This is a genomic window from Ruania alkalisoli (assembly GCF_014960965.1).
GTDB classification, from domain to species: Bacteria; Actinomycetota; Actinomycetes; order Actinomycetales; family Beutenbergiaceae; genus Ruania; species Ruania alkalisoli.
The window spans coordinates 4334179-4359281 of the sequence record NZ_CP063169.1 but is presented as its reverse complement, the minus strand read 5'-3'; the positions used below and the strand labels follow the sequence as shown (position 1 = coordinate 4359281).

Here is a 25103-nt window from a genome sequence, read left to right as displayed (position 1 = left end):
TTACGAATGAACCTTGCGTATGTCCTGTGAGCCCTGTTACACATGATTTGTCCGCTCACATCCCCCTTGTCTCACGAGGAGACTTCCCGATGTCCCCACACGTCCCAGGACGGCACCCGAGTCCATCCCGACCACACGTCTCCCGTACGATCGCTGGCGCGCTGACTGCAGCGCTGGCCCTCGGCCTCATCGCCGCGTCCCCTGCGACGGCAGATGATGGCGACGTATTCAGTTCCACGTGGGAGCTTGAGACGGACGCGAGCGACTCCGTGGAAGATCGCGACGGTGAGGTCCTGGATGACGTGACCTTCGCCGATGGCAGTGCGCAGTTCTCAGCGTCGGATGACTCCGAGATCCGCCTTCCGTACGAGCGAAATCTCGAGCCTGGCAACGGCGAGTGGGTGCTCGAGCTCACCGACGTGGTTCCCGGAAGTCGTACCGGTTCCCACCAGGCCGTGGCGACGAGCCGCTCCAGCAACAACCAGGGCTGGGCCCTCTACATCATGCCCAATGGCGAGTTCCGCTTCTGGTCTCGTGTGGTGGGCCAGGGACAGTGGGCACAGTTCCCCACCGGTGTGATCGCTCAGCCGGGCACGAGCTATGACATCACCGTGACGTACACGCCCGGCTCGCTGACGACCGAGATCAGCGGCGGCGCCGACGTGACCGTCACCGGCGAGATCGGGATCCCGTTGATCAACAGCGGGAACAGTCCGATCCGGCTGGGCAACGGCGACGACCTCGGCGACGGGTTCTTCTATCGCGGCTCCCTCGGGAGCATCTCCCTCACCTCCTCGCCCAGGCAGGAGCCCTGGGCGGCGTGCGAGGCCGCTGCGGACACCGCCATGCCGGTGGCGACCCCGGATGCGTCAGTCCTCGACCACGCGATCCCCACCGATGAGCTCACCCAGCTGAGCCTTGAAGCCGCGCAGAACGCCAACCGCTACATCACGACCACCTTCTGGGATGAGGAGTTCGCCGCCGAGCCCGGTGAGTACATCCCGCTCTCGCGCCGGGTGGGAGCACCCGAGTACGCGCTGCGCGGTGTCTCCATGGCCGCGGTCAACATGTCCATTCTGGTAGCCACCGGCGGCTACGACCCAGAGGACACCGGCGTCACCGAGGACGAGGTCCGCGAGCGCATCGTCCGGATGGTTTCCTCCGCAGCCGCCGAGCACCGATCGAACAACCCCGCAGGATGGGGACCGGAGGCGGACCGGTGGCAGGCCTCGTTGTGGGCCTACTACAACGGCTTCGCCGCCTGGCTGCTCTGGGACGACTTCAGCCCGGCTCAGCAGGCGTGCGTGACGAACATGGTCGCCATGGAGGCTGACCAGATGGTCGACCCCGAGTACTACCGCAACGCTGAGGGCACCATCGTGATCCCGGGTGACACCAAGGCTGAGGAGAACACCTGGCGCAGCTCGCTCTCGGGCCTGGCGGCCACCATGATGCCCGAGGCCGCCAACAGCGACCAGTGGCGCTCCGACGCCATCGACCTCGCCCTGGCTGGCTGGGCGACGCCGCAGGACGTCGACAGCAGCGAGGTCATCAACGGCCGGGCGCTGGATGAGATGCTGACCGGCTCGAACGTCGAGTCCGACGGCACCGTCGAGAACCACAACCTCATGCACCCCATCTACATGCTCGCCTTCGACCAGAACGTCAATTCCGCCCTCACCCAGCAGCTAGGCGGCCAGCAGCCGGCGGAAGCCTTCTTCCACAACATCGACCTGACCTACGAGGCCTTCGTCGACCTGCAGTTCGACTCCCCACCGTGGCAGGCACCGGGCGGCACCATCTACGTGCCCGGTGAGTCCTCGATCTACTACCCCGACGGCAACGACTGGGGAAGCACCTTCCCGCTCTACTTCGCCCAGGGTGACGTGATCGCTGCAACCTACGACGTCGGCGGGGACGTCAGCACCCCGCCTGCCGTCTGGGCCGAACGCCACCTACAGGATGCGATCGCGCTGCAGGACCGGTTCGAGGACGGACGTACCTACCTCGACAACTCCGAGAGCAACTACGGGCTGCGGGAGGAGCGCACGGCGCAGATCGCTGCGCACACCTTCCTGACCCGGTTCCTCAACGCCGGGCAGGTGTGCACGACCGATCGCCCGTACACCAGCGACACCGACGACGCACTCCTCGGTGAACTCGAAATTGTGCGGGAACTGATGGCAACCCCGGAGTGGGAGGAGCTGCCGGCCGACGTGCAGGACGCCGTCGCAGCGGCGCTGGCCGACCTGGAGAGTGCCCGCACGGACGGCACCGACGAGGACGTGCAGACGGCGCTACGAAGCCTGCAGCTCGAGCTCGTCGCCGGCGGAGACGCCGGGGTACTCACCGAGATCCGCACGGTGGTGGCTCAGGCGCAACAGTGCACGATCGACCTGCCGATCGCCATCACGGCGCCCGGTGAGGCCGACGCCGGGGATGAGATCAGCATCGGGCTCACCGGCGGCGAGCCGGACACCGAATACCGGCTGCTCGTTGATGGTGAGGAACTGGCGACACTGACCACCGGAGCCGACGGCGCAGGCCGGGCAATGCTCGCGCTGCCGACCGGAGCCGCGGGCACGGTCACCGTGCGGGCCGACGCCGGTGAGTCTTGGGCCGAAGCGGAGATCACCATCGACGCGGTCGATCCGACGGATCCCACCGATCCGACGGACCCTGGCACCCCCACGGATCCGACGGACCCGACGGGCGACGGCGGTCCCACCGGCGATGGTGGGGACGTGGACGGTGATGGGACTGGTCAGGACGGCGACCTGGCTGACACCGGGACGAGCCCGTTGGTGGCAGTCCTTGCTGTGCTGGCGAGCCTGGCGCTCTTCGGCGGTTCGTGCCTGCTCATCGTCCGACGTCGGCTGAACGCCGGTCGCTGACCCTGCACCGCAGTTCCCGTGGCGCGCGCGAGCGCGCCGCGGGAACTGCGCACGCACCGGGGACGGTGGCACTCCGGAAGGGAGATCGTGTGATCGGGTACGACACGCCCGTCCGCCTGCTCGTGAAACAGATCGATCCCGAGCACCCGACTGCTCCGAGCAGACGGCTCCTGGCGGTGCGCGAACCGCAGTGCCATGCACGCGAACGACTGCGTGCCTTCGCCAGGGTGCGGGGCCTCGATCGGCTCGTATCCGAGGTCGACAGTGTGCTTGACGGCGACCCACCGCCGCACGGGTACGCCAGGTTGGACAGTTCCAACGATGCGATCCGGGTCATCGTCCTGTGGCCGCATTACGACGGCTCGCTGCCATGAGCTCGCGCCGGTGAAACGCACCCCACACCGGTGGCGGTAGGTTGCTGGGGTGAGTTCATCGACGACCATCACCAAGATCGAAACGTTCCGAGTGCCTCCGCGGTGGCTGTTCCTGCGGGTGGAGACCTCCGACGGGCTCGTCGGCTGGGGCGAACCTGTGCTGGAGGGCCGTGCCGCCACAGTCGAGGCCGCCGTGCACGAGCTGGCGCCCCAGGTGATGGGCAGCGATGCGAGCCGCATCGAGGACACCTGGCAGCGCCTGACGCGCTCCGGCTTCTACCGCCACGGGCCAGTACTCAACAGTGCCATTGCCGGGTATGACCAGGCCCTGTGGGACATCGCCGGCAAGCGGCTCGGGGTGCCTGTGCACGACCTGCTCGGGGGAGCGGTGCGGGACCGGGTGCGCACCTACTCCTGGGTGGGCGGAGACGACCCCGCCGGGGTGCGCGAGCACATCCAGGCACGCCTGGACCAGGGCTTCACCGCCGTGAAGATGAACGCCTCCGGGGCGCTCCGGCACATCGACTCACCTGCCGCCATCACCGATGTGGTCGACCGCGCCCGCGCCGCCCGGGAGACGCTGGGCGACTCCGGCGACTTCGCACTGGACTTCCACGGCCGCGTCTCCCCGGCGATGGCGCACCGGCTACTTCCCCTGCTCGAGGAACTGATGCCGATGTGGGTGGAGGAGCCGGTGGTGCCCGAGCTCTCCGCCGAGCACCTGCCGCGGCTGGTGGAGCGCAGCTCGATTCCGATCGCCACCGGCGAGCGGGCCTTCTCCCGCTGGGACTTCAAACCGTTGCTCGAGGCGGGCATCGCGGTGGCCCAGCCCGACATCTCCCACGCCGGCGGTATCTCCGAGACCCGCCGGATCGCAGCGATGGCCGAGACCTACGGCGCCGGCCTGGCCCCGCACTGCCCGCTCGGCCCGATCGCACTCGCCTCCTGCCTGCAGGTGGACCTGGTCTCACCCAACACGGTGATCCAGGAGTCCAGCCTCGGCATCCACTACAACGAGGGCTGGGATCTGCTCGACTATCTGGTCGACACCAGCCCGTTCGACGTGCGCGAGGGGCACATCGACCGGCTCACCGGCCCGGGCCTGGGTGTCGAGATCGACGAGGCCGAAGTGCGCAAGGCAGCCGCTCACGGGCACGAGTGGGCCACGCCTACCTGGAACCACGCCGACGGCAGCCTCGCGGAGTGGTGAGCATTCCCGAGGATCACTCCACCGAGATCGACGTGATCAGGTACGAGACCACGATCTCGAACTGATCGCCCTGCCAGGTTCCCGAAGTAGCCGCCAGGTCCACCAATGCCTGGCGGGCGGTCAGCCACTGCTCGCCGATGCCGCGGGAGAGCAGCACGATGGGTGCACTGTGCCGCTCGAGCATCTCGACGAAGTCTTCCGGCGAGGCCACGGTCATCACGAACGACGCCTCCGCCACCTCCGCCCCGGGCCCCAGCACGTTCCGGATCCCGACGGCGTTCTCGTGCCAAGGTTCGGGCGCGTCGGGTGCGTACGGGGCGAGCGTGCGCCGCAGTCGTCCGAAGAACCCCTCCTCCGACCAGCTGGTCGTCACCACCCGACCGCCCGGTCGCACGATCCGCCGTGCCTCCCCGAACGCGCTCCCGGGCTCGGCGAACACCATCCCGAAGGTGGACACCGCCAGATCGGCCGAGTCGTCCGGTAGCGGCAACGCCGTCACATCCGCCTCCACCCAGCGGATCGGCAGGTCACCCGCCCGCCGCCGTGCCTCGACCAACAACGACGGGGTGACGTCCACCCCGGTCACCGCGCCCGCGCCGGCCCGGGCGGCCGCGATTGCGGTGACCCCGGTGCCGGTGGCCAGGTCCACGACGTCCTTCCCGGTCACGCTCAGCCGAGCGGGTAGATCCCGGCCTGGCTGACTCCACAAGTCACCGACCGTCGCATAGTCGCCTGTGGCCCAGAATTGCGCTGCCTTCATCATGTGCCCTTCCGTAGGTCGAGCTGGGGACGGACCAGGCGCCGGTAGGCGTCGCATCCGGCCAGCAGCTCCTCGTGCGTGCCGTCACCCACCAGTGATCCGCCGTCGAGAACGAGCACCCGTGGTGTGGTCACCAGCGTGCTGAGCCGGTGCGCGATGACCACGGTGGTGGTGGCGGTGCCGATGAGACTGTCCCGTAGCGCCACCTCGTTCTCGACGTCGAGCTGACTGACGGCTTCGTCCAGGATGAGCACCTCCGGCCGGCGCAGCGCAGCGCGAGCCAGCGCCAGTCGCTGCCGTTCGCCTCCGGAGAGGCTGCGCCCGCGATCGGCGAGCACCGTGTCCAGCCCGTGCGGCATCCCGCGGACCACATCAGCTGCGCGGGTGCGTTCCAGTGCCTCCCACAGGGCGTCGTCGGGAAGCTCGTGCGGTAGGGCCACGGCGAGGTTCTCCCGCACCGATTCGGCGAACAGGTACGGCTCCTGCGGCACCAGGCACACGGTGGCCACCCGTTCGGCTCGCTCCATCGCGCGCACGTCCGTGCCCCCGACGAGGATGCGCCCGACGTCCGGGTCATACCAACGGGCCAGCAGCGCCCCCAGCGTGGACTTGCCCGCCCCGCTCGCGCCAGCCAGCGCGACCGTCTCCCCGGCCCCGATCGCCACGCTGACATCTCGCACGGCTGGCCGGGGCGCACCGGGCCAGCTGTAGGTGACCGATTCCACCCGGATATGGGGTGTGCTCAGGCCGCGATCGGAGGGTTCTGCGACCGGAAGGCACTCCACCGAGGTGGTCGGGCTGGACCCTTCGGACTCCGGAATGACCGGCAGTGGATCGGGGGCGTCGAGGATCTCCTCGATGCGTCGCGCCGAAGCCGCGGTGTTGCCATAGTGCCGGGTGGTCGCAGCCCACTGGGCGATCGCCGAGGGCGTTGCGCCCGCCACTGCCGCTACCACCGGCAGCCACTCGAGGGCCAGGCGCCCGGCTGCCACCTCCCGTACGGCCACTACGGTGGCGGCCACAGCCACCAGGGAGGAGAGCACGCCCCCGACGGCGGTCTCCACCCCCGTACGGATCGTGGTCGCCCGCTGTGCGCGCCAGAGCCGGGTCTGCTGACCGGCGAGCCGACCCAACCGCTCCTCGAGCAGTCCGAACGCTGCGATCTCCCGCACGGCCCCCACGTTCTCCTGCATGTCCGCACCGATCTCGGCGGTCACTGCCCGCGCACGCCGCCCCTGCTCCCGGGCGCTGCGCCTCGCCGCGAGTGGTACCAGCACGGCCAGCGCCAGGAACGGCAGCGTCACCAGTGCCGCAGGCAGGCTGATCAGGGCCAGGCCAACCACGATCAGAGGCGTGGCCAGGAACCGGCCGATGATGTAGAGCGAGGAATGCGCGAGGAAGATCTCCAGCGCCTCGGAGTCGTTCGTGCTCAGGGTGGTCAGATCGCCCGTCCGGCGCCGCGCCACGCCTCCCGGTGCGATCCGTGCCAGCCCGGCGAACAGCCATCCGCGCACCCGCGCCAGCACCCGGAATGCGACGTCGTGGCTGGTGTAGGCCTCCTGCCACACCGCCACGCTGCGCACCAGGGTCGCGCCGAGCACCAGCACCGTCGGCAGCATCAGCTCCACCCGCGTGCTGCCGGCCACTCCGGTGACGGCGGCTGCCACCGCATAGGCTGCGGCCCCGGCAGCCACTGCCGCCGAGAGATGGACGACGGCGTTCCATGTCAGAGCGGCCACGTACCAGCCCCGCCATCCGGCCAGGACGGCGCCGAGTGCGCGCACATCGTCCAACCGCAGGCCCGGCGAAGGTGCGCCGTATGTTCCGTACGCGCCATGCGGTGGTGCGTGCCGCTGTGGCGCGACATCCGCTGACGTGCCCTGGTCGAGGTCGCTCACGAGAACACCTGCGCTCCGCCGTCGGCAATCCGTTGCGCCCGCACCATGGCCGCCCAGGGGCCGCCCTCCGCCTCCAGCTGGGCCGCAGTGCCTTCCTCCAGCACACGGCCTTCGCCCAGCACGATCACGTGGTCGGCGTGGGCCACAGTGGAGAGCCGGTGCGCGATCACCACCGTGGTGCGCGAGCCGTCGCCGGAGCGGACGGCCTCGGTGATGAGGGCCTCGTTCTCCCCATCGAGGGCGCTGGTGGCCTCGTCGAGTACCAGCAGCGGCGCCCGCTGCACGAGCGCTCGTGCCAGCGCCACCCGTTGACGCTGCCCGCCGGAGAGGCGCCGCCCGCCCTCCCCGACGTGGCTCGCGGGACCCTCGGGAAGGTCGGCGAGGAAGGGGGTCACCCGGGCGGCCGCCATGGCGTCGTCCACCTCGGTATCGCTGGCATCGGTGGGCGCTGCGAGGCGCACGTTCTCGGCCACGGTGCCGTCCATCAGCACCACGTCCTGACTCACGCGGGCGCTGATGTGGCGCACCTGACTCAGCGGGAGAGTGCGTAGGTCGTGGTGCCCGTCCGCGGTGACCAGCAGTACCGAGCCGTCATCCGGGTCGATATCCCGCAGGAGCAACGCGGTGAGCGTGGTCTTCCCCGCGCCGCTGGCTCCCACCAGAGCCGTGGTCCGGCCCGCGGGGATAGTGACGCTGATCTGGTTCAGGCTCGCTCGCTCCGCGCCCGGGTAGGTGAAACTGACGTGCTCCAGACGCAGTCCGGGAGGTCCGGCGAGCGCGATCGGCGTCGCGTCCGCGGCCGTGGTCACCTGCGGTTCGGTCGCGAGGATGCGGTTGATGGAGGCGGCGGCCGCCAGCCCGTAGAAGCCCTCGTGCCAGTAGCTCTGCAGATCCTGCAGCGGCCGGAAGCACTCGGCTGCGAGAAAGAGCACCAACAACACGTCCCCAGCAGCCAGCCGGCCCTCGGCCGCGTGCCAGGCCGCCAGTAGCGTCGCCCCCGACGTACCCAGGAGCATGGCGGCGGACGTGATCACATAGGTGGAGAGGGAGACGTTCATGTTCGCCGTCGTGGCGGCCCGCAGAGTCTCCGCGTCCCGGGCAAGCGCCGCGCCGCGCCGCTCGGCGGCACCGAAGCCGGCGAGGGTGGCGATCCCGGCGATGTTGTCGCTCACGCGGGCTGCATACCGGTCGTAGGCTCGCCAGTGCTCGGCAGCACGTGCGCCGAGGAGCCGCTTGGTGATCCGGTGGGCCAGCGGCACGCATGCCACACCGGCGACCACCACGAGCGCCACGGCCGGGTCGCGCAGGAAGAGCGCGACGGTCAGGGCCGCGGGGACGAGTATCGCGGCGAGCACCTGTGGAAGGTAGTTGCCGACGTAGCCCTTGAGGTGCTCGCAGCCGTCGACGGCTGCGAGGTGCGCGCTGGCACGCCCGCCCGGCCATCGGTGCGCGGGACCGAGTGCCACGATGTGCCGCAGCAGCTTCTCCCGGATGCTGCGGGCGACAACCGTTCCGGTGTGCAGTGCGGACTGGTCGCGGCACCACAGCAGCAGGGCACGCAACCCGAGCAGGGCCACGGCCGCCGTCAGCGGGCCGGCCGGGAGTGTGCCATCGGTGCTGAGGATGCGCGTGAAGGCTGCAGCCATGGCGAACGCTGCGCCGATGGAGGCGCCCGAGGCGAGCAGGGTGATGGCTGCTGTGCCGGCCAGCCGTGGCCACGCCTGGCGAGCGTAGGGCGCGACGTTCGCGTCAATCATCATGGGACAGCCTGTCGATTTTGGATATGAGAATCGCTCTCACTATAGTGCGATTCCGTGCCCACTTCCTCCCCCGCTATCGGCGTGCGCCCACCGGACGGCGATCGCTCCGCCACTGCACGAGCTCGCGTCGCTCGCGCCAGGCGCACCACGGTGATCTGCGGCGTCCTGACGGTGGCCGTCGGAGTGCTCGTGGTGCTCTCGGGAGCCGTGGGTTCGGTGGAGGTCAGCACTGTGCAGGCTGCCAAGATCGTGATCGGGCACCTGGCGCCGGGAATGCCATGGATGTCGGACGGATCGCTGACGGCGCTGCAGGATCAGGCTGTGTGGCAGTTCCGCCTGCCACGCGCACTGCTGGCGGGGCTCGCCGGAGCCGGCCTGTCGCTGGCCGGTGCCCTCATGCAGGTGACGGTGCGCAACCCGCTCGCCGAGCCCTACATCCTCGGCGTCTCCTCCGGCGCGAGCGTCGGCGCCGTCCTCGTGATCGTGCTCGGGTCGGCGGCACTGGGTGGGATGTCGATGAACCTCGCCGCCTTTGTCGGGGCACTCGCTGCCTGTGTGTGCGTGGCGGCGCTCGCGCGTAAGGACGGGGCGCTGTCACCGACCCGGATGATCCTCGCGGGCGTGGCGCTCGGCACCCTGTTCAGCGCGGTGACGAGCTACCTGACGATCTCCACCGACGCCCAGAACGTGGTGAGCGTGCTCTTCTTCCTCCTCGGCAGCGTGTCGGCGGCGACGATGTCGAGTTTGATCGGACCGGCGGTGGCGTTGGTGGTGGGATGTGTGGCCGCGGCACTGCTGGCGCGGTCGCTGAATGCGTTGATGACCGGGGACGAGTCCGCCGTCTCCCTCGGCGTGGACGCCGCCCGGATGCGGGCCATTCTGCTCGTGCTGGCCTCGCTGCTGACCGGCTCGGTGGTGTCGGTCGCCGGCGGTATCGGGTTCGTGGGGTTGGTCGTGCCGCACATCGCGCGGATCGCAGTCGGCGCCGATCACCGGCGCATGCTGCCGGTGGCGGTGCTCGGCGGTGCGGTGTTCCTGATGGCAGCCGATCTGCTCGCGCGGACCGTGGCTGCTCCGACCGAGATCCCGTTGGGGATCCTGACGGCGTTCGTCGGGGCACCGTTCTTCCTCTGGCTGATGCGCCGTAGCGGTGCCGACCGGGCGGGGTTCGGCCGATGAGCCTGAGGAACCCGGGTGTAGGTGGCGTGAGGGACGAGGGCCGCTGGAGCGGGGTACCGGAGGGCTCAGACCAGAGAGCACCGATGAGCCTGAGGAACCCGGGTGTAGGTGGCGTGAGGGACGAGGGCCGCTGGAGCGGGGTACCGGAGGGCTCAGACCAGAGAGCACCGATGACAGTGGAGTTCGACGCCGTCACGGTGACCCTGGGCGGGCGGGATGTGGTGCGCGAGTCCTCGCTGACAGTGGAATCGGGAACTGTGGTGGGTCTGGTCGGGCCGAACGGGAGCGGGAAGTCCTCGCTGCTGCGCACCCTGTACCGGGCCCTGAAGCCGAGGCGGGGCACCGTGCACGTCGATGGCCGGGACGTGCTGAGCCTCAGCGGGCGGCAGGCGGCGCGATCGGTGGCAGTGATGCTGCAGGATCCACCCACCGACTTCGATCTGACCGTGGCAGAGACCGTGGCCCTGGGCCGTGCACCGCATCACGCCTCGTTCGGTCGGGACACTGCCGAGGATCTGCGCATCGTGGATGAGGCGATGCTCCGGGCGGAGATCACCAATCTGGGTGATCGCATGGTCGCCACCCTCTCCGGCGGGCAGCGACAGCGGGTCATGCTGGCGCGGGCGCTCGCCCAGGAGAGCCCCATCCTCGTACTCGACGAGCCGAGCAATCACCTCGACATCGCTCATCAGCACGAATTGATGAGCACCGTCCGGGGGCTCGGCAGGACCGTGATCGCGGCCCTGCACGATCTCAACCTCGCGGCCCAGTACTGCGACCACATCGTGGTGCTCGCCGAAGGGCGCATCATCGCCTCCGGACCGCCTGTGGAGGTGCTGACGCCGGGCCTGATCCGCACCACCTTCGGCGTCGACGTCCGCGTGCTCGGCGAGCCCAGCGATCCGGTGTTCGCCTTCCGGCCGTTCGCCGCCCACTCCGCACCCGAACCGCCCGCTGAACCATCCCGCACTGACCCCTCCACAGAAGGAACCTCACGATCATGCGCGACCTCCTCATGAACGCTGCCTCCGCTGCACCCGCGCGCCTGGCGCCTGCCGCCCTTGCCGGGGTGCTGCTGCTGACCGGGTGCGGGTCCGCCGTCAGGTCCACCACGTCCGAGAGCGAGCCGGCCGAGTCGGTGACGATCGAGAATTGCGGACGGGACGTCGTCGTCGATGACGTCCCCGGGGCTGTGGTGGGAATGCACCCCGCCCAGACCGAGCTGCTGTTGCGTCTTGGCCTGGCCGACCACCTCGCCGGGCAGGCTCAGACCGGGGCTCAAGCCCTGCCTGACGACGTTGCCGGCCTGGCCGCCGATGTGCCCGTGATCGGGGATGTCATGCCGCCAAGCCGCGAGGACCTGCTGGCCGTGGAGCCGGATTTCGTCTACTCGCCGACCACGTACGAGTTCACCGCGGAGCAGGGGTTCGCGAGCATCGACCAGCTCGACCAGGCCGGTGCAGCGGTGTACGTCGCCACCGGCGGGTGCGCAGAGCGACGGATGGGCGGCGAGGTCACCGACCTGTTCACGGACCTGGAGAACATCGGGACGATCTTCGGCGTGGAGGGGGCCGCCGCAGACCTCATCGCGCAGAGCCAGGCGGACCTGGACGAGGTCGAGGCCGCGGTGGCCGCCGTCGAGCCGCTGCGGGTGGCGCAGGTCTACGTGGACGGGACCACCCTGCAGGCCATCGGTGCGGGGATCGAGTACGACATCCTCTCCCGCGCTGGTGCCGACAACGTCTACCGCCCGGACCAAGCCGCGTTCGCCGACTTCTTCGCCGCGACCGTCACGCCGGAGTCGCTGGCGGCCGAGGAACCCGATGCGCTGGTGTTCTCGGTCTACGACGAGGCGCACGAGACGGCCACCAGGGAGTACCTGGAGACGACCTTCCCCGACATGCCTGCCGTGCGTGAAGGTCGCCTGATCGCGGTCTCCAGCTCCGACGTCTTCCCCGGGACGCTGGGCAACGTCGCGATCGTCCGGCAGATCGCCGAAGGGCTCTATCCCGACGCCTTCTGAGCCTCGCAGACCGGCCCGATCGCCTCCCAGAAATCGCTCGACGCTCCTATGTTCTGTCAAGGGGTGTTTGTGGGGTTGTGGTGTTCGAGTTGTCGGTAGATGTCGCGGGCTATGTAGCGTTTGAGGCAGCGGGTGATTTCGCGGTGGGTGCGGCCTTGGGTGGTGCGGCGTTGGGCGTAGGCGCGGGTGTGTGGGTCGTGGCGTAGTCGGGTCAGGACGATGACGTGGAGTGCTCGGTTGAGTTGGCGGTCGCCGTGGCGGTTGAGGCGGTGTCGGTTGGTGGTTCTGCCGCTGGTGGCTGGGATGGGGGCGACGCCGGCGAGCATGGCGAATGCGGCTTCGGAGTGGATGCGTCCGGGGTGGGACCAGGCGCACAGGATTCGTGCGGCCACGATGGGGCCGATGCCGGGCTGATCGAGCAGGTCGGCGCGCATGCTGGTCACGATGTGGTGGATCTGTTTCTTGTACTGGGTCGCTTGTGTGGTCAGGTCTTGGGCGCGGCGGGCCAGGTCGCGCAGGATGGTGATCGTGGTGGTGGTCTCGATGTCTTGACCGGGCCGGGTGCGTAGCCGGGCGGCGGTGGTGATCATCGCGGGCAGTTTCTTGCCGGCGAACTTCGCTCGCAGGGGTTCGGGGGCGGTGATGATGAGGTGGAACACTTGCCGTGCGGCGCGGCCTGCTTCGGTCACGAGGGAGTCTCGGGTGCTCAGCAGGATCGCGAGGGCGTGCCGGTTCCCGCCTGAGCGTGGGGTGGCGAGGTGCTCGCGGGTTAACGCTTCCCGTGCGGCGCGGACTGCGTCGATCGGGTCGGACTTGGCTCCACGGCGGCGCTTGGCCCGTTGCGGGCGGTCGATCTCGATGACCAGCTCACCACGAGCCTGTAGATGTCGGGTCAGACCCGCCCCGTGGGAGCGGGTGCCCTCGATCGCCCACGCCCGTCCACCAGTGGCGGCGCACGGATCGGTCTCGATATCAGCCTCATCCTCACCGCGTAGGTGGGTATCGACGAACTCGACCAGCTCGGCATACCCCGCCGGGGTGGCCGCGACCTGTACCTGGCCGAGCACCCCACCGGTGCCAGCATCGATGATCGCCGCGGTATGGGTATCGACATGGGTGTCGACCCCGATGACAACCTCGACGAGATCACTCAGACTAGTCATGACGTTTCCTCCACTTCGGAACGGGACGGGACGTTGTTGCTTTCCGGTCCGGTAGGAGAATCGGCAGGACTGTAGATGGGACACGACGGGCGCTACTACGCCCGCCGGTCAAGCTCCTGATCAGGCCAGTCGCTCCGACCGGGCCGGAGGCGGCGACCCGGAGCGGACAAGTCGTGCGAAAGGCACACACGGCCAGTCGATTAGCGAGTCACACTCCAAGCCACCACCCACAGCCCATCACCACCAGGCTGCGAACACCACACTCACAGTCGATCTGGCGGCTGACCAGCCACCAAATCGTCGAGCAATGTCGCTATATGGCCCAACGAGCCCGGATCAGCTCGGTCAGCTGCCGGATCTGATCGCCCATCCGGACCGGTTCCTGATCCGGTGACGTCACGGTCAGCCACTGCAGTTGGATTCCGTCCGCCAGCGCCACCACCGATCGGGCCAGGTCCCGTGAGGGCGCATCCGGATGCACCGCGCCGTCGATCTTGCCGCGTTCGAACCCGGCGGTGAGGGTGTCGACAGCGCGGGTGAAGTGGTCGGTGAGCCATGTGTGGGCCGGATGCCCGGAGTGCGTGCCCTCGACGGCCATTGCCATGTACAGACCTACCATCGCTGGGTCCTCGGCGTTGCGATCCATGAGGTCGGCGAAGTTGTCGAGTTGCTGCCACACGTCGGTAGCGGAGGTCAGCGCCCCTGCGTCTCGTGTATCACGCCACTCCAGTACGGCGGAGTAGAGGGATCCCTTGGATCCGAAGTGGTGGAGCAGGCCGGCCTTCGAGATCTGTGCAGCCTGGGCCACGTCAGCCAGGGATGTGGCGGCATATCCGGAGCGTGCGAACAACGCGATCGCCTCGGTGAGGATCCGCTCGCGCTTGTCCTCGCCACCGGCCGGCGGGCGCCCCGGCCGCCGTGGTTGCTCGTGTGCCACGGAACCAGGCTAGCCAAGAATATATTGACCGGCCGGTTAATTAAGTTCTACGGTGCTCTCGGACGACGTCGTACCCCACTCCCGCAGGAGCACGCATGCACTCGACAGCCCTCACTCAGGCCGACATCCCACGCCTGCTCACCGAGCTCAGCCTGGAGGAGAAGGCCGCCCTGTGCTCCGGGCAGGACTTCTGGCACACCCAGGCGATCGAGCGCCTTGGTATCCCCGCCGTCATGGTCACCGACGGCCCGCACGGGCTGCGCAAGCAGGCCGGGGCCACCGATCACGTCGGCCTGAACGATTCAGTGCCGGCCACCTGCTTCCCCTCCGCCGCCGGACTCGGCTCCACCTGGGATCGCGACCTCCTGTACCGGGTGGGGGAGGCGCTCGGAATCGAGACCCGCGCCAACGACGTCGCCGTGCTGCTCGGACCGGGTATCAACATGAAGCGCAGCCCCCTGTGCGGGCGCAATTTCGAGTACATCGGCGAGGATCCCTTCCACGCAGGTGAGTTGGCCGCTGAGCTGGTGGCCGGCGTCCAGTCTCAGGGCGTGGGCACCTCGCTGAAGCACTTTGCCGCGAACAACCAGGAAACCGACCGGATGCGGATCTCCGCCGAGATCGACGAGCGCACCCTGCGCGAGATCTACCTGCCGGCCTTCGAGAAGGTCGTCACCCGCGCCCAGCCCTGGACCGTCATGTGCGCCTACAACAAGATCAACGGGACCTACGCCTCGCAGGACCCGTGGCTGCTCACCGAGGTGCTCCGGGGAGAGTGGGGCTTTGAGGGCCTGGTGGTCTCCGATTGGGGCGCCGTGGACGACCGCGCCGCCGGGATCGCCGCCGGCCTCGACCTGGAGATGCCCTCCTCGCACGGCCTCAACGACGCCGCGATCGTTGCCGCGGTCCGCGAGGGGCGCCTTGCCGAGGCTGACCTCGATACCGCCGTCACGCGTGTGCTCACCATGATCGCCAGGGCGCAGCTGGCCCTGGCCGAGCCGGGAACGGCCGACCCGACGGCGCACCACGCCCTGGCCCACGAGGTCGCCGTGCGAAGCGCTGTCCTGCTCAAGAACCCCGACGCCGTCCTTCCGCTAGCCATGGACACTCTGGCAGGGTCTGCGGTCCTCATCGGTGAGCTGGCCCGTACCCCCCGCTACCAGGGCGCCGGATCCTCTCAGGTGAACCCCACCCGGCTGGTGAGCATGGTCGACGCCCTCGCCGAACGAGGGATCGACGTGCCGTTCACCCCCGGCTACCGGCTCGCCGAGGCCGAGAAGCCCGGGGGCCCGGCCGAGGGTGAGACCCGAGACGACGTCACCCTGCGCGCCGAGGCTGTTGCTGCCGCCACCGGCAAGACCGCGATTGTGCTGCTCGGGCTGCCCGCCGTGGACGAGTCCGAGGGATACGACCGCGAGCATCTGGATATCCCCGCCAGCCACCGGGAACTGCTGCGGGACGTTTCTGCGGTCGCGGAGCGCACCGTGGTGCTGCTCGCCAACGGCTCCGCGGTGGCCGTCTCCGAGTGGGAGCACCACGCCGATGCGCTGCTTGAGCTCTGGCTGGGCGGCCAGGCCGGGGGCAGCGCCGCCGTCGACCTGCTGCTCGGCGATGCCGCTCCGTCTGGCCGGCTCGCCGAGTCCATCCCGGTACGCCTGGCCGATGTACCCGCGCAGCTGAACTTCCCCGGCGAGAACGGCACCGTGCGCTATGGCGAAGGGCTCTTCATCGGCTACCGCGGCCTCGACGCGACCGAGCGGGCGGTCTCCTACCCATTCGGGTACGGCCTGACCTACACCACCTTCGACTACACCGACCTGACGGTCGACGTGACCGAGGTGACGGAGCAGACCGGTGTGGGGGACGTCGTCGTGAGGGCGGGCGTGACCGTACACAACACCGGTGACCGTGCGGGTGTGGCGGTGCCTCAGCTGTACCTCAGCCGGCCCGATTCAGCCGTGGTGCGGCCGCCGCGCGAACTCAAGGGCTTCGCTCGCGTGGAGCTCGAGCCCGGCCAGGAGCAGCGGGTCGAGCTCACTGTCACCCGGCGTGAACTGAGCCACTGGGACGTGCACGCTCACGGTTGGGCCGTGGAGCCCGGACCGCTGCACGTCGCCGTCGGAGCCTCCTCGCGCGACCTGCCGCTGGAGCATGTCACCGAACTCGTGGCACCGGCGCTGCGCCGTCCGCTCAGCGAGGACGCCACCATCAGTGAATGGCTCGAGCACCCGCAGGCCGGATCGGCGCTGCTGGCCGCGATGGGTGACTTCGGCGCCCTCTTCGGCCAGGACAGTCCTGACCCGGCGATGGCCGCCTTCCTCGGGGCGATGCCGGTGAAGAAGGTGCCGGTCATGCGGATGTCGCCCGACCTCACGCAGGAGGGTCTCGCCGAGCTGGTCAGCCGACACCGGTGACTGGGTTCACCGCCACAGGCTAGGCTCCCCCCGTGGAATCTCTCGCCAGCCCTGATGTCTGGATCGCCCTCGCCACCCTGCTCGCGCTCGAGCTGGTGCTCGGCGTGGACAACGTGGTCTTCATCTCCATCCTCGCCAACCGGCTCCCCGCCGAGCAGCGCCAGAAGGCGCGCGTGCTCGGCCTCGCGCTCGCCCTGGTGATGCGGATCATCCTGTTGTTCTTCGCCTCCTGGATCGTGGGCCTGACTGATCCCTGGTTCTCGATCGGAGACGTCGAGGCGCTCGCGTTCTCCGGACGCGACCTGATCCTGATCGCCGGTGGTGCCTTCCTCATCTACAAGGCCGTCACCGAGATCCACCACAAGCTCGAGGGCGCGGACGGCGAGGAGGAGAGCAAGGCCTCCAAGGCCGCCACCACCTTCGGCCGCGTCATCCTGCAGATCGTGCTCATCGACATGGTCTTCTCACTGGACTCGGTGATCACCGCCGTCGGGATGGTCGACCAGCTCTGGGTGATGATCACCGCCGTGGTCGTCGCGATCGTGGTGATGATGTTCATGGCCAAGACCATCGGCGACTTCGTCGACCGCCACCCGACAGTCAAGATGCTCTGCCTGGCATTCCTCGTGCTCATCGGCGCCACCCTGCTGGCTGAAGGCTTCGACATGCACGTCAGCAAGGGCATGATCTACGGACCCATCGCCTTCGCCATCGGAGTCGAGGTGCTCAACCTCATCTACCGCAACCGGTCCGTGAAGAAGGCCGGCAAGGTGGTCGAGCCAGTGCACCTCAAGGCCAGGTTCCCCGAGCAGAAGGTCGGCGCCGGGTCCTGATCGGCGCCTGACGCCTCCGGCCCGGGCATATCGGTACACAACTGACGGCCCTCAGCGACACTGTGCCCTCTATGGCACGGAGCGGCTGAGGGCCGTCAGTTGTGTCGGTGACCCGACTACAGCCACCCGTTCCGGTCGGCGATCCGGGCCGCCTCCACCCGGTTGGTCGCCCCAACCTTCCCGATGGCCGAGGACACGTAGTTGCGCACGGTGCCGGGGCTCAGATGCACCCGCGCGGCGATTGTGACGATCGGCTCACCGTCGAGGCACTCGCGTAGCACCTGCCGCTCGCGCTCGCCCAGCGGGTTCGGTCCTCCGGCGAGGGACTCGGTCGCCAGCGCCGGGTCCACCACCCGGCGGCCCGCATGCACCGCCCGGATGGCATCGGCCAACTCGGTCGCCGGGGTGTCCTTGACCACGAACCCCGCGGCCCCGGCCTCCAGCGCCCGGCGCAGATACCCCGGCCGGCCGAACGTCGTCACCATCAGTGACCGAACGTGCGGGAGCTCCGCCCGGAGCTGTACCGCCACAGCGATCCCATCCATCCCGGGCATCTCGATATCGAGCAGGCACACGTGTGCTCGGTGTTCTCGGGCCGCTGCCACCACTTCGTCCCCGGCGCCCACTTCGGCCACCACGTCCAGGTCGTCCTCGAGGCGGAGCAACGCCGCCAGCGCCCCGCGCACCAGTGCCTGGTCGTCGGCCAGCAGCACTCTGATCGGACCGGTCACCAGCGCACCTCCACACGTGTTCCACCCGTCTCGCCGGGCCGCACGGTCAGCGTGCCACCGGCGGCATCGACCCGCTCCCGGGCGCCCCGGAGCCCGCCGGCCTCGGCAGCGCCACCCGGCCCCACACCGTCATCGGCCACCACCAACGACGACGACCCCAAGCTCACCTCGCAACGCCCGGCTCCGGAGTGGCGCACCACATTCGTGATCGCCTCCCGCAGCACCCACGCCACCACGATCCGGTGCCGGGGGTCCACCACAGCCGGGTCGGTGGGAACGTCGGCGTCGATCCCAGCATCGGTCAGTGCCTCCTGCGCGGCGGTCAACTCGTCGGCGAGGCGTGCCACCCGCAGCCCGGACACTGTCGCCCGCAGCTCCCCGAGCGCCTCCCGGGTGAGGGAGCGGATGGCAGCGATCTCCGCCTTCGCCGCCACGGGGTCGGCCTCGATCAACCGTTCGGCCAGCTCCGCTTTCACCGTCACCACGGTCAGGCTGTGGCCGAGCACATCGTGGACGTCCCGCGCCACGCGTTCCCGTTCGGCGGTGACGGTGAGCTGACGCTCGAGCACCTCCCGCTCCTGGTGGCGGTCATCGATCCACCGGATGAGGCCGACGAACAGCGTGGTTCCGGTGATGGTGCCTGCATAGAGGAGACGTTCTGGGGAGCCGGCCAGCAGCACTGTCGTCGCGACGATCACGACCAGCCCGCCCGCCAGGATGATCGCCCTGCGCAGTGGCTGGCTGAACACCGCATAGACGGGTGGGAAGGTGAACATCCCGAAGGCGTCCAGTCCCACGACTGCGAACACCGGCGCCGTGAGGACGAACAGGATCGCCAAGATCACGTGGTTGCGCGCAGACCCCACCGGGGTGCGCGCATTGGTGATGAAGCCGAACAGGTACGTGCCCGCAAAGGCGAGGACCGCCGTCAGGGCGAACACGCGAAGCCACCACGGAGCCGGGGCCTGCAAGATGCCGGTCACGGGGAAGACAAGGAACACCAGCCACGGCGTGGCCAGCAACCAGCTGAACTTCGCCCACGGTTCGGTCGCGGGATCAGGTGCGCTCATTGCCCGCCATTCTCGCCCGAATCCCACGCCGGGAGGTGGATGTCATTGCCGCCCACGCCCGCGCCGCACCAGCAGCACCGCCCCGACGGCGAAGATCACCGTCCATGCCACAGAGTTCACCAGGAGCATCCACAGCGGGTCGGACCCTCCGACGCCTTCGGTGGCCACCAGCGCGCCGTCGGTCAGGGGGTAGCGCGCCAGCCCGATGATCCCGTACAACGGGGTGAATTTCGCGATCGTGAGCATCACCCCGCTGAGTGGGAAGAAGATGTTGCCGAGGAACGCCAGGATCACCAGTGCGCCGCTGGCCGCCCCGACCGCGGCCTCGCTGCGGAAGAGCAGGCCCACGATGAGGCCGTACAGGGAGAACACAGCCGCCCCGAGCATCACGATCGCGGCGCTCGCGGCCCACACCCAGCCTGGTGCGCTGGCGCCGGTGAACGCGCCGATGAGGTAGACCAACCCAATCGGGATGAGCGAGATCGTGAACGCCACGGTGGTCTTCACGCGCACATAGGCGCCGTCTGACATCGGCGTCAGGCCGAGCTGGCGCCCCCAGCCCTGCATCCGCTCGACGGCGGCCATCCCGCCCACGCCCGTGGTCGCCACCACGGCACCGAATGCGGCCATCGAGATCATCGTGTGCATCGAGACGTTCCCGTTGCCGATCGGGTAGGCACCGTACTCCATCGAGGCGCCGAAGATGATGAAGAAGAACGCCGGCATCACCGCAATGAAGAACATGCTCACCAGGTCCCGGCCCACCCGGGCGAGTTCGATCCGCAGATAGGTCGTGTTCATCGGGTCGCTCCTTGAGTCAGGGTGGTGAAGGCGTCGTCGAGGGAGCCGGAGGTGACGAGCAGGTCGGTGCCGCCGAGGTCGAGCACGGCGCGGGCGACGGCGTCGGAGTCGAGGGCGCGCAGGTGCACGCGATCGCCGTCGGGGGTGATGGCGTGGACGGTGTCCAGCGCCTCCAGGCGGGAGAGTGCCTCTGCGCGGTTGCCGGGCGCGAACGTGACCGAGACGCGACGTCCGGTGGCCCGGGTGCGGATCTCCTCGGTGGCGCCGTCGGCGACAATACGGCCGCCGGCCACCATGACGATCCGCTGGGCGAACGAGTCGGCCTCCTCCAGGTAGTGGGTGGCGAAGACGATCGTCCGGCCGGAGGCGGCCTCGGCCCGCATCGTCTCCCAGAAGTCGCGCCTGGCTGTCACGTCCATCCCGGCGGTCGGTTCATCCAGGATCAGCAGGTCCGGGTCGGGCAGCAGGGCGAGGGCGAAGCGGAGGCGCTGCTGCTCACCACCGGAGCATTTCGAGACCTTCCGGCCGGCGAGCTCGGTCAGGCCCGCGCGCTCGATCACGGCCCCGATCCCGGCGTGCTCGGCGTAGGTCGAGGCGATGAGCGTGACCGTCTCGGCCACGGTGAGGTCGCGCAGCAGACCTCCGGTCTGCAGCACGGCCGAGACCCGGCCGGCGGCGACGGCGCGGCGGGGCGCCTGACCGTGCACGCTGATGGTGCCTGAGGTGGGGGTGGTCAGGCCGAGGATCATGTCGAGCGCCGTCGTCTTCCCGGCGCCGTTCGGGCCGAGGAAGGCGACGATCTCGCCGGAGCCGATGGTCAGGTCGATGCCGTCGACGGCCCGCACGGAGCCGGTGGCGGACCGGAACTCCTTCACGACCTGGTCGAGCTGGACGGCGGGCGGGCCGCCTGCGGGGGGAGGTGTTCTCATCCCTCCACACTGGCGGCGTGGCCAGGGTGCGCACGAGGGGGTGCTGTCACGAGGTGCGGATGACAGGTGTCACATCGCCGCCCACGCGGGGTACTCGCTTCGCAAGGGGTCGCCGGTTGTGTTCATCCATTCGCGGAGGAGGGTCCGTGCTTGGGTGAGTGCCTGCGCGGATTCGGGGTCGCCCGCCTGGCCCTTCGAGTCGATGAGGTTGTGCAGCGCGTTCGGGTCGGTGGTGAGCCGGTACAACTCCTCCGGGGCGCGTCGCCGGTAGAAGTCGGTGCGCTCCTTCAGGGCCGTGTCGGTCTCGGCCGCGTCCGTCATCGCCGGCCACGTCAGACCGGCCATGTTCTCCGCCCGATACGCGCTCTCCCCATCCGACCAGGCGTTCCAGATATAGCCCCACTCGCCGTCCTGCACCGACCGCATCTCATACCTGTTCCCCGCGTTCGTCTCGTGGAACACGGTGACCACATGGTCACGCCCAGGTTCCCCACGCCCTTGCAGCAGCCTGACTACGCTGCGTCCGTCGACGCCGTCGGGAATCTCGGCCCCGGCCATCTCGCAGAAGGTGGCGAACAGGTCCAGGGTGGAGACGAAGTGGTCGTTGTTCACTCCGCCCGGGGGCACCTGGCCCGGCCAGCGCACCACCAGCGGTGTGCGCGTTCCCGCCAGATAACAGTTCGCCTTCGCGAACGGGAACGCCATCCCGTTGTCGGAGAAGAACACCACCACCGTGCGCTCCGACTGCCCCGAGTCCTCCAGGGCGGCCAGGATCGCCGCGATCACATCGTCACATCGGCGCGCCGAGCTCAGATACTGGGCATACTCCTGGCGGACCTGCGGCAGATCGGGCAGGAAGCCGGGCGGATCCGCCTCCTCGGCGGTGAACACGCAGCTCGGGTCCGGGTAGGAGGCCTGCTGCTCCTCGGTGTATCCCTCCCGTTCAGCCGCACTGCCGTGGAACGGGCGATGTGGGTCGTGCGCGTTCGCCATCAGGAACCATGGCTCTCCCTCGGATGCCGCGATGAACTCCGCCGTCGCGTCGCCATACGCCTGCGGGTTTCGCCCCATGCCCAGCTCGGCCTGCTGCCGCACGAACGACCACCCGAACCGGTCCTCCGGTTGCAGGTGGTTCACCTTCCCGAGGATCCCGCTGCGATACCCGACGGTGCTGATCGCCTCGGTCAGCAACGGCACCCTCTCATCGATCGGCTCGAATCCCTCCGCACCGTTGCGGTGCGGCCACCGCCCCGTCATCAACGCCGACCGGCTCGGCTGACACACCGGCGCCGGCACATGCGCACGCCCAAAGGTCATCCCCTCAGCCGCCAACCTGTCCAACGCCGGCATCACGTCGCCCCGCCCACCGAACGAACCAGGAGTATCACCCGCCAAGTCGTCGGCGGTGATGAGAAGAATGTTGGGACGAGTCATCACTGGGCCCCCAGAACCGAGGTGTCGGCGGCGGCACCGGGGATCGGGCGGGTCAGGCTGTCGTCGCCGATCTCCGCACGGACCTCGCTCAGGGTGCGCGTGAGCTCCGCGGTGAGTTCCTCGTGGCCAGGTCGGCCGTAGAGGTTGTGTAGCTCGTGCGGATCGGCGACCAGGTCGAAGAGCTCCCACTCGGGTTCGGTGGGGGTGTCCGACGCTCGCGGGACCCCGAGCCCCCGGCCGTAGTAATGGACGAGCTTGTGGGTCCGGGTACGGATACCGCAGTGGGCGGCGACACGATGCGGGATGGAGTCGTGCTCCCAGTAGCGGTAGTACGCGGCTGCGCGCCAGTCGGCAGGCTCAGCCTGGTCGAAGATCGGGGTCAGGCTCGCGCCGTTCATCGGTTCGCTGGGTTGGATGCCGGCGAGCTCGGCGAACGTCGGCGCGAAGTCGATGTTCTGCACGAGCGCGTCGCTCGTGCTGCCCGCGGCGATACGGGCCGGATAGCGCATCAGCAGCGGGATCCGCAGCGACTCGTCGTACATGAATCGCTTGTCGTACCAGCCGTGATCGCCCAGGAAGAAGCCCTGATCGGAGGTGTAGACGACGATCGTGTCCTCAGTCAGGTCGTGGGCGTCGAGGTAGTCGAGCACCCGTCCCACGCTGTCGTCCACCGCTGCCACGCACCGCAGGTAGTCCTTGATGTACCGCTGGTAGAACCACCGACGGCGGTCCTCACCGTCGAGGTCGGCAGGTGGTTCGGCCTTCACATCCTTGACCGTCAGGTCCCGATCGATGCGCATCCGTGCCCGGCGAGCGGCGCTGGCGCGGGTGCTGTAATCGTCGTCCAGCGTCTCCGGTTCTTCTCGGTCGTCGGAGTACAGGTCCGCGTGCCGATCAGCGGGCACCCACCAGCGGTGTGGTGCCTTGTGGTGCAGGCAGAGCAGGAACGGTCGATCCTGATCTCGCTGGTCGAGCCACGCCAGGCTCAGGTCGGTGAGCAGGTCGGTGACGTAGCCGGTGTGCTGGCGTTCGGCGCCGTTCTCGATCAGTACCGGGTCGACGTAGTCCCCTTGGCCGGGGAGGATGCTCCACGTGTCGAACCCGGTCGGATCGGCGTTCCCTCCGTGCCCCAGGTGCCACTTGCCGAACAGTGCCGTCTGATAGTCGGACCCCTGCAACAGTTGCGGGAAGGTCTGACGCCGCCCGTCCAACTGGTCCCCTTGGCTTCGCACGCCGTTGACGTGGCTGTGCTGGCCGGTCAGGACGGCTGCACGGCTCGGGGTGCAGATCGAGTTCGTGCAGAACGCGGCATCGAAGCGCATCCCGTCCTGGGCGAGCCGATCCAGGTGCGGGGTCTGGTTGATGCGACTGCCGTAGGCAGAGATCGCGTGTGCCGCGTGATCGTCGCTCATGATGAACACGACATTGGGCCTGGACATCCGATCCGTCCTCTCTGATTCGATTCAACGTCGCGCCTGAGACGGTGTCCTGAGGCGCGACGTGCGCTAGGGGCGAGGGAGATCGCTCGACTCCCGCACGGCCAGTCCGGTCTGGAAGACCATCTGCTGATGCACGTGCGTGGTCGCGTTCTCGATCTCATCGAGGAGCAGCTCGGCGACTCGACGGCCGTACTCCTCTTTCGGGCGGCGGATGGAGGTCAGGCGAGGTGACAGCATGGCCGCGAACTCGAGGTCGTCGTACCCCACGACAGCAACATCCTCCGGCGACCGAATGCCTCGCTCCTGCAATCCACGAAGCACACCAAGCGCGAGCCGGTCGTTGATGCACATGACGGCCGTTGGAGGCCGACGTCCCTTCATGACCTCCCCGACCGACGCCTCCCCGGCGGCGGCGTCTGGCTCCGGCACGACCACCTCGACAACAGTCGCGTCGACCTTGAGCCCTGCTTCCTCGACAGCCTGGTGCAGTCCGCGGCGACGGTCGTGGCATTGCCGACGGTCGTGCGGCCCGTTCACCAGACCGATCCGACGGTGACCCAGCGCAAGGAGGTGCCGTCCGGCTTGCTCTGCGCCCTTGACATCATCGACTGCGACCGAGCAGTGCTCACCGTCCGGACTTGCGCGGTCCAGCAGCACGACCGGCGTTCCACGCTCACGGATCTCGTCGACGGTAGCGAGATCGTGGCTGGTGGGGCCGATCACGATTCCGCTGACGCCGTGCTCCTCGAGCTCCAACAGCTGGCGTCGTTCACGGTCAGGCTGTCCATCTGAGCTGCACAGCATGACCATGTATCCGGCCTCTGTCAGGTGCCGTTCAGCGGCACGAGCCACAGCGATGGAGTACGGGCCGGAGATGTCGTAGACGAGGAGTCCGATGGTCCGCCCCTTCCCCATCCGGAGCTCTCGAGCCGAGCGGTTTCGGACGAAGCGGAGCTCGTGCATCGCGTGCTCGACACGTTCACGGGTGCCGTCGGTCACCAGATCGGGTCTGTTCAGCACGTTCGAGACAGTGCTCACGGACACCCCGGCCAGGCGCGCGACGTCGCGGCTGGTCGGGCGGTGATTCGGCTCGGTGGGAAGGTTCACGGCTCGCGACACACCCTCTCCTCGTCCTTGCTGAACCGATCGGTTCGATTCTTACCCATTTTGGCACGATCCAGAGCTCCATCTGGTCCCCTGGTGAGGGATCAGCGAGTCGATCATGGGAGGTGAACCGCAGAATATTGACCTTCC

At 68.8% G+C, this 25103-nt stretch carries 20 protein-coding genes; 8 read left to right on the top strand and 12 right to left on the bottom strand.

Translation table 11 applies throughout. From position 1 onward, the window contains the following. Positions 1-89 precede the first annotated feature (89 nt). The 3 genes from IM660_RS19295 (at position 90) to dgoD (ending at position 4478) form a co-directional block, all read left to right on the top strand. Entirely contained in the window at positions 90-2894 is a 2805-nt protein-coding gene (locus IM660_RS19295) for a hypothetical protein (RefSeq protein ID WP_193497361.1), read from the top strand. Between the two features lie 89 nt (positions 2895-2983). Then, positions 2984-3268 (top strand): hypothetical protein, encoded by a 285-nt coding sequence (locus IM660_RS19290; RefSeq protein WP_193497360.1) that lies wholly within the window; start codon positions 2984-2986, stop codon positions 3266-3268. 49 nt (positions 3269-3317) lie between these two features. Further along, entirely contained in the window at positions 3318-4478 is a 1161-nt protein-coding gene (gene dgoD, locus IM660_RS19285; RefSeq protein WP_210769039.1) for a galactonate dehydratase, read from the top strand. A gap of 13 nt (positions 4479-4491) precedes the next feature. Here dgoD and IM660_RS19280 read toward each other — a convergent pair whose 3' ends face one another. Genes IM660_RS19280 through IM660_RS19270 form a run of 3 tightly spaced genes read right to left on the bottom strand, consistent with a single transcriptional unit; the run spans position 4492 to position 8896 of the window. Next, positions 4492-5241, bottom strand: coding sequence for a class I SAM-dependent methyltransferase (locus IM660_RS19280; protein ID WP_193497359.1), 750 nt, complete (start codon positions 5239-5241; stop codon positions 4492-4494). Next, positions 5238-7136, bottom strand: a complete 1899-nt coding sequence (locus IM660_RS19275) for an ABC transporter ATP-binding protein (RefSeq protein WP_193497358.1) — start codon at positions 7134-7136, stop codon at positions 5238-5240. Before IM660_RS19275 ends, IM660_RS19280 begins: the two co-directional genes overlap by 4 nt. Then, positions 7133-8896, bottom strand: a complete 1764-nt coding sequence (locus tag IM660_RS19270) for an ABC transporter ATP-binding protein/permease (RefSeq protein ID WP_193497357.1) — start codon at positions 8894-8896, stop codon at positions 7133-7135. Before IM660_RS19270 ends, IM660_RS19275 begins: the two co-directional genes overlap by 4 nt. A gap of 54 nt (positions 8897-8950) precedes the next feature. Between IM660_RS19270 and IM660_RS19265 the strand changes: the two genes are divergently transcribed. The 3 genes from IM660_RS19265 to IM660_RS19255 all read left to right on the top strand — a co-directional run bounded on the left by IM660_RS19265 (position 8951) and on the right by IM660_RS19255 (position 12098). Then, a complete protein-coding gene (locus IM660_RS19265) occupies positions 8951-10075 on the top strand; it encodes a FecCD family ABC transporter permease (protein ID WP_210769038.1) in 1125 nt (374 codons plus the stop codon). 170 nt (positions 10076-10245) lie between these two features. Next, entirely contained in the window at positions 10246-11094 is an 849-nt protein-coding gene (locus IM660_RS19260; protein ID WP_193497356.1) for an ABC transporter ATP-binding protein, read from the top strand. Next, positions 11076-12098 (top strand): ABC transporter substrate-binding protein, encoded by a 1023-nt coding sequence (locus IM660_RS19255; protein ID WP_246465046.1) that lies wholly within the window; start codon positions 11076-11078, stop codon positions 12096-12098. Before IM660_RS19260 ends, IM660_RS19255 begins: the two co-directional genes overlap by 19 nt. Positions 12099-12154: 56 nt before the next feature. Here IM660_RS19255 and IM660_RS19250 read toward each other — a convergent pair whose 3' ends face one another. After that, positions 12155-13261 (bottom strand): IS110 family RNA-guided transposase, encoded by a 1107-nt coding sequence (locus tag IM660_RS19250; protein WP_193497355.1) that lies wholly within the window; start codon positions 13259-13261, stop codon positions 12155-12157. A 313-nt stretch (positions 13262-13574) separates the two neighbouring features. Further along, positions 13575-14198, bottom strand: coding sequence for a TetR/AcrR family transcriptional regulator (locus IM660_RS19245; protein WP_193497354.1), 624 nt, complete (start codon positions 14196-14198; stop codon positions 13575-13577). A gap of 95 nt (positions 14199-14293) precedes the next feature. On the opposite strand from IM660_RS19245, the gene IM660_RS19240 reads away from it, so the two are divergent. After that, positions 14294-16612 (top strand): glycoside hydrolase family 3 C-terminal domain-containing protein, encoded by a 2319-nt coding sequence (locus IM660_RS19240; RefSeq protein WP_193497353.1) that lies wholly within the window; start codon positions 14294-14296, stop codon positions 16610-16612. A gap of 32 nt (positions 16613-16644) precedes the next feature. After that, positions 16645-17445, top strand: a complete 801-nt coding sequence (locus IM660_RS19235; protein ID WP_193497352.1) for a TerC family protein — start codon at positions 16645-16647, stop codon at positions 17443-17445. A gap of 116 nt (positions 17446-17561) precedes the next feature. Here IM660_RS19235 and IM660_RS19230 read toward each other — a convergent pair whose 3' ends face one another. From IM660_RS19230 to IM660_RS19200, 7 genes are all read right to left on the bottom strand, one after another. Continuing rightward, a complete protein-coding gene (locus IM660_RS19230) occupies positions 17562-18176 on the bottom strand; it encodes a response regulator transcription factor (protein ID WP_193497351.1) in 615 nt (204 codons plus the stop codon). Beyond that, the gene (locus IM660_RS19225) at positions 18173-19246 is read right to left on the bottom strand and encodes a sensor histidine kinase (protein WP_193497350.1); all 1074 of its coding nucleotides are present in this window, start codon (positions 19244-19246) and stop codon (positions 18173-18175) included. Before IM660_RS19225 ends, IM660_RS19230 begins: the two co-directional genes overlap by 4 nt. Positions 19247-19288: 42 nt before the next feature. Next, positions 19289-20047 (bottom strand): ABC transporter permease, encoded by a 759-nt coding sequence (locus tag IM660_RS19220; RefSeq protein WP_193497349.1) that lies wholly within the window; start codon positions 20045-20047, stop codon positions 19289-19291. Next, on the bottom strand, positions 20044-20976 hold the full coding sequence (locus IM660_RS19215) for an ABC transporter ATP-binding protein (RefSeq protein WP_193497348.1): 933 nt from the start codon (positions 20974-20976) through the stop codon (positions 20044-20046). The genes IM660_RS19220 and IM660_RS19215 overlap by 4 nt, the downstream gene beginning before the upstream one ends. 69 nt (positions 20977-21045) lie before the next feature. After that, complete coding sequence (locus IM660_RS19210) at positions 21046-22410, bottom strand: sulfatase family protein (RefSeq protein ID WP_193497347.1); 1365 nt, start codon at positions 22408-22410, stop codon at positions 21046-21048. After that, positions 22410-23849, bottom strand: coding sequence for a sulfatase family protein (locus IM660_RS19205; RefSeq protein WP_193497346.1), 1440 nt, complete (start codon positions 23847-23849; stop codon positions 22410-22412). The genes IM660_RS19210 and IM660_RS19205 overlap by 1 nt, the downstream gene beginning before the upstream one ends. A 66-nt stretch (positions 23850-23915) precedes the next feature. Next, a complete protein-coding gene (locus tag IM660_RS19200) occupies positions 23916-24968 on the bottom strand; it encodes a LacI family DNA-binding transcriptional regulator (RefSeq protein ID WP_246465045.1) in 1053 nt (350 codons plus the stop codon). Positions 24969-25103: the final 135 nt, after the last annotated feature.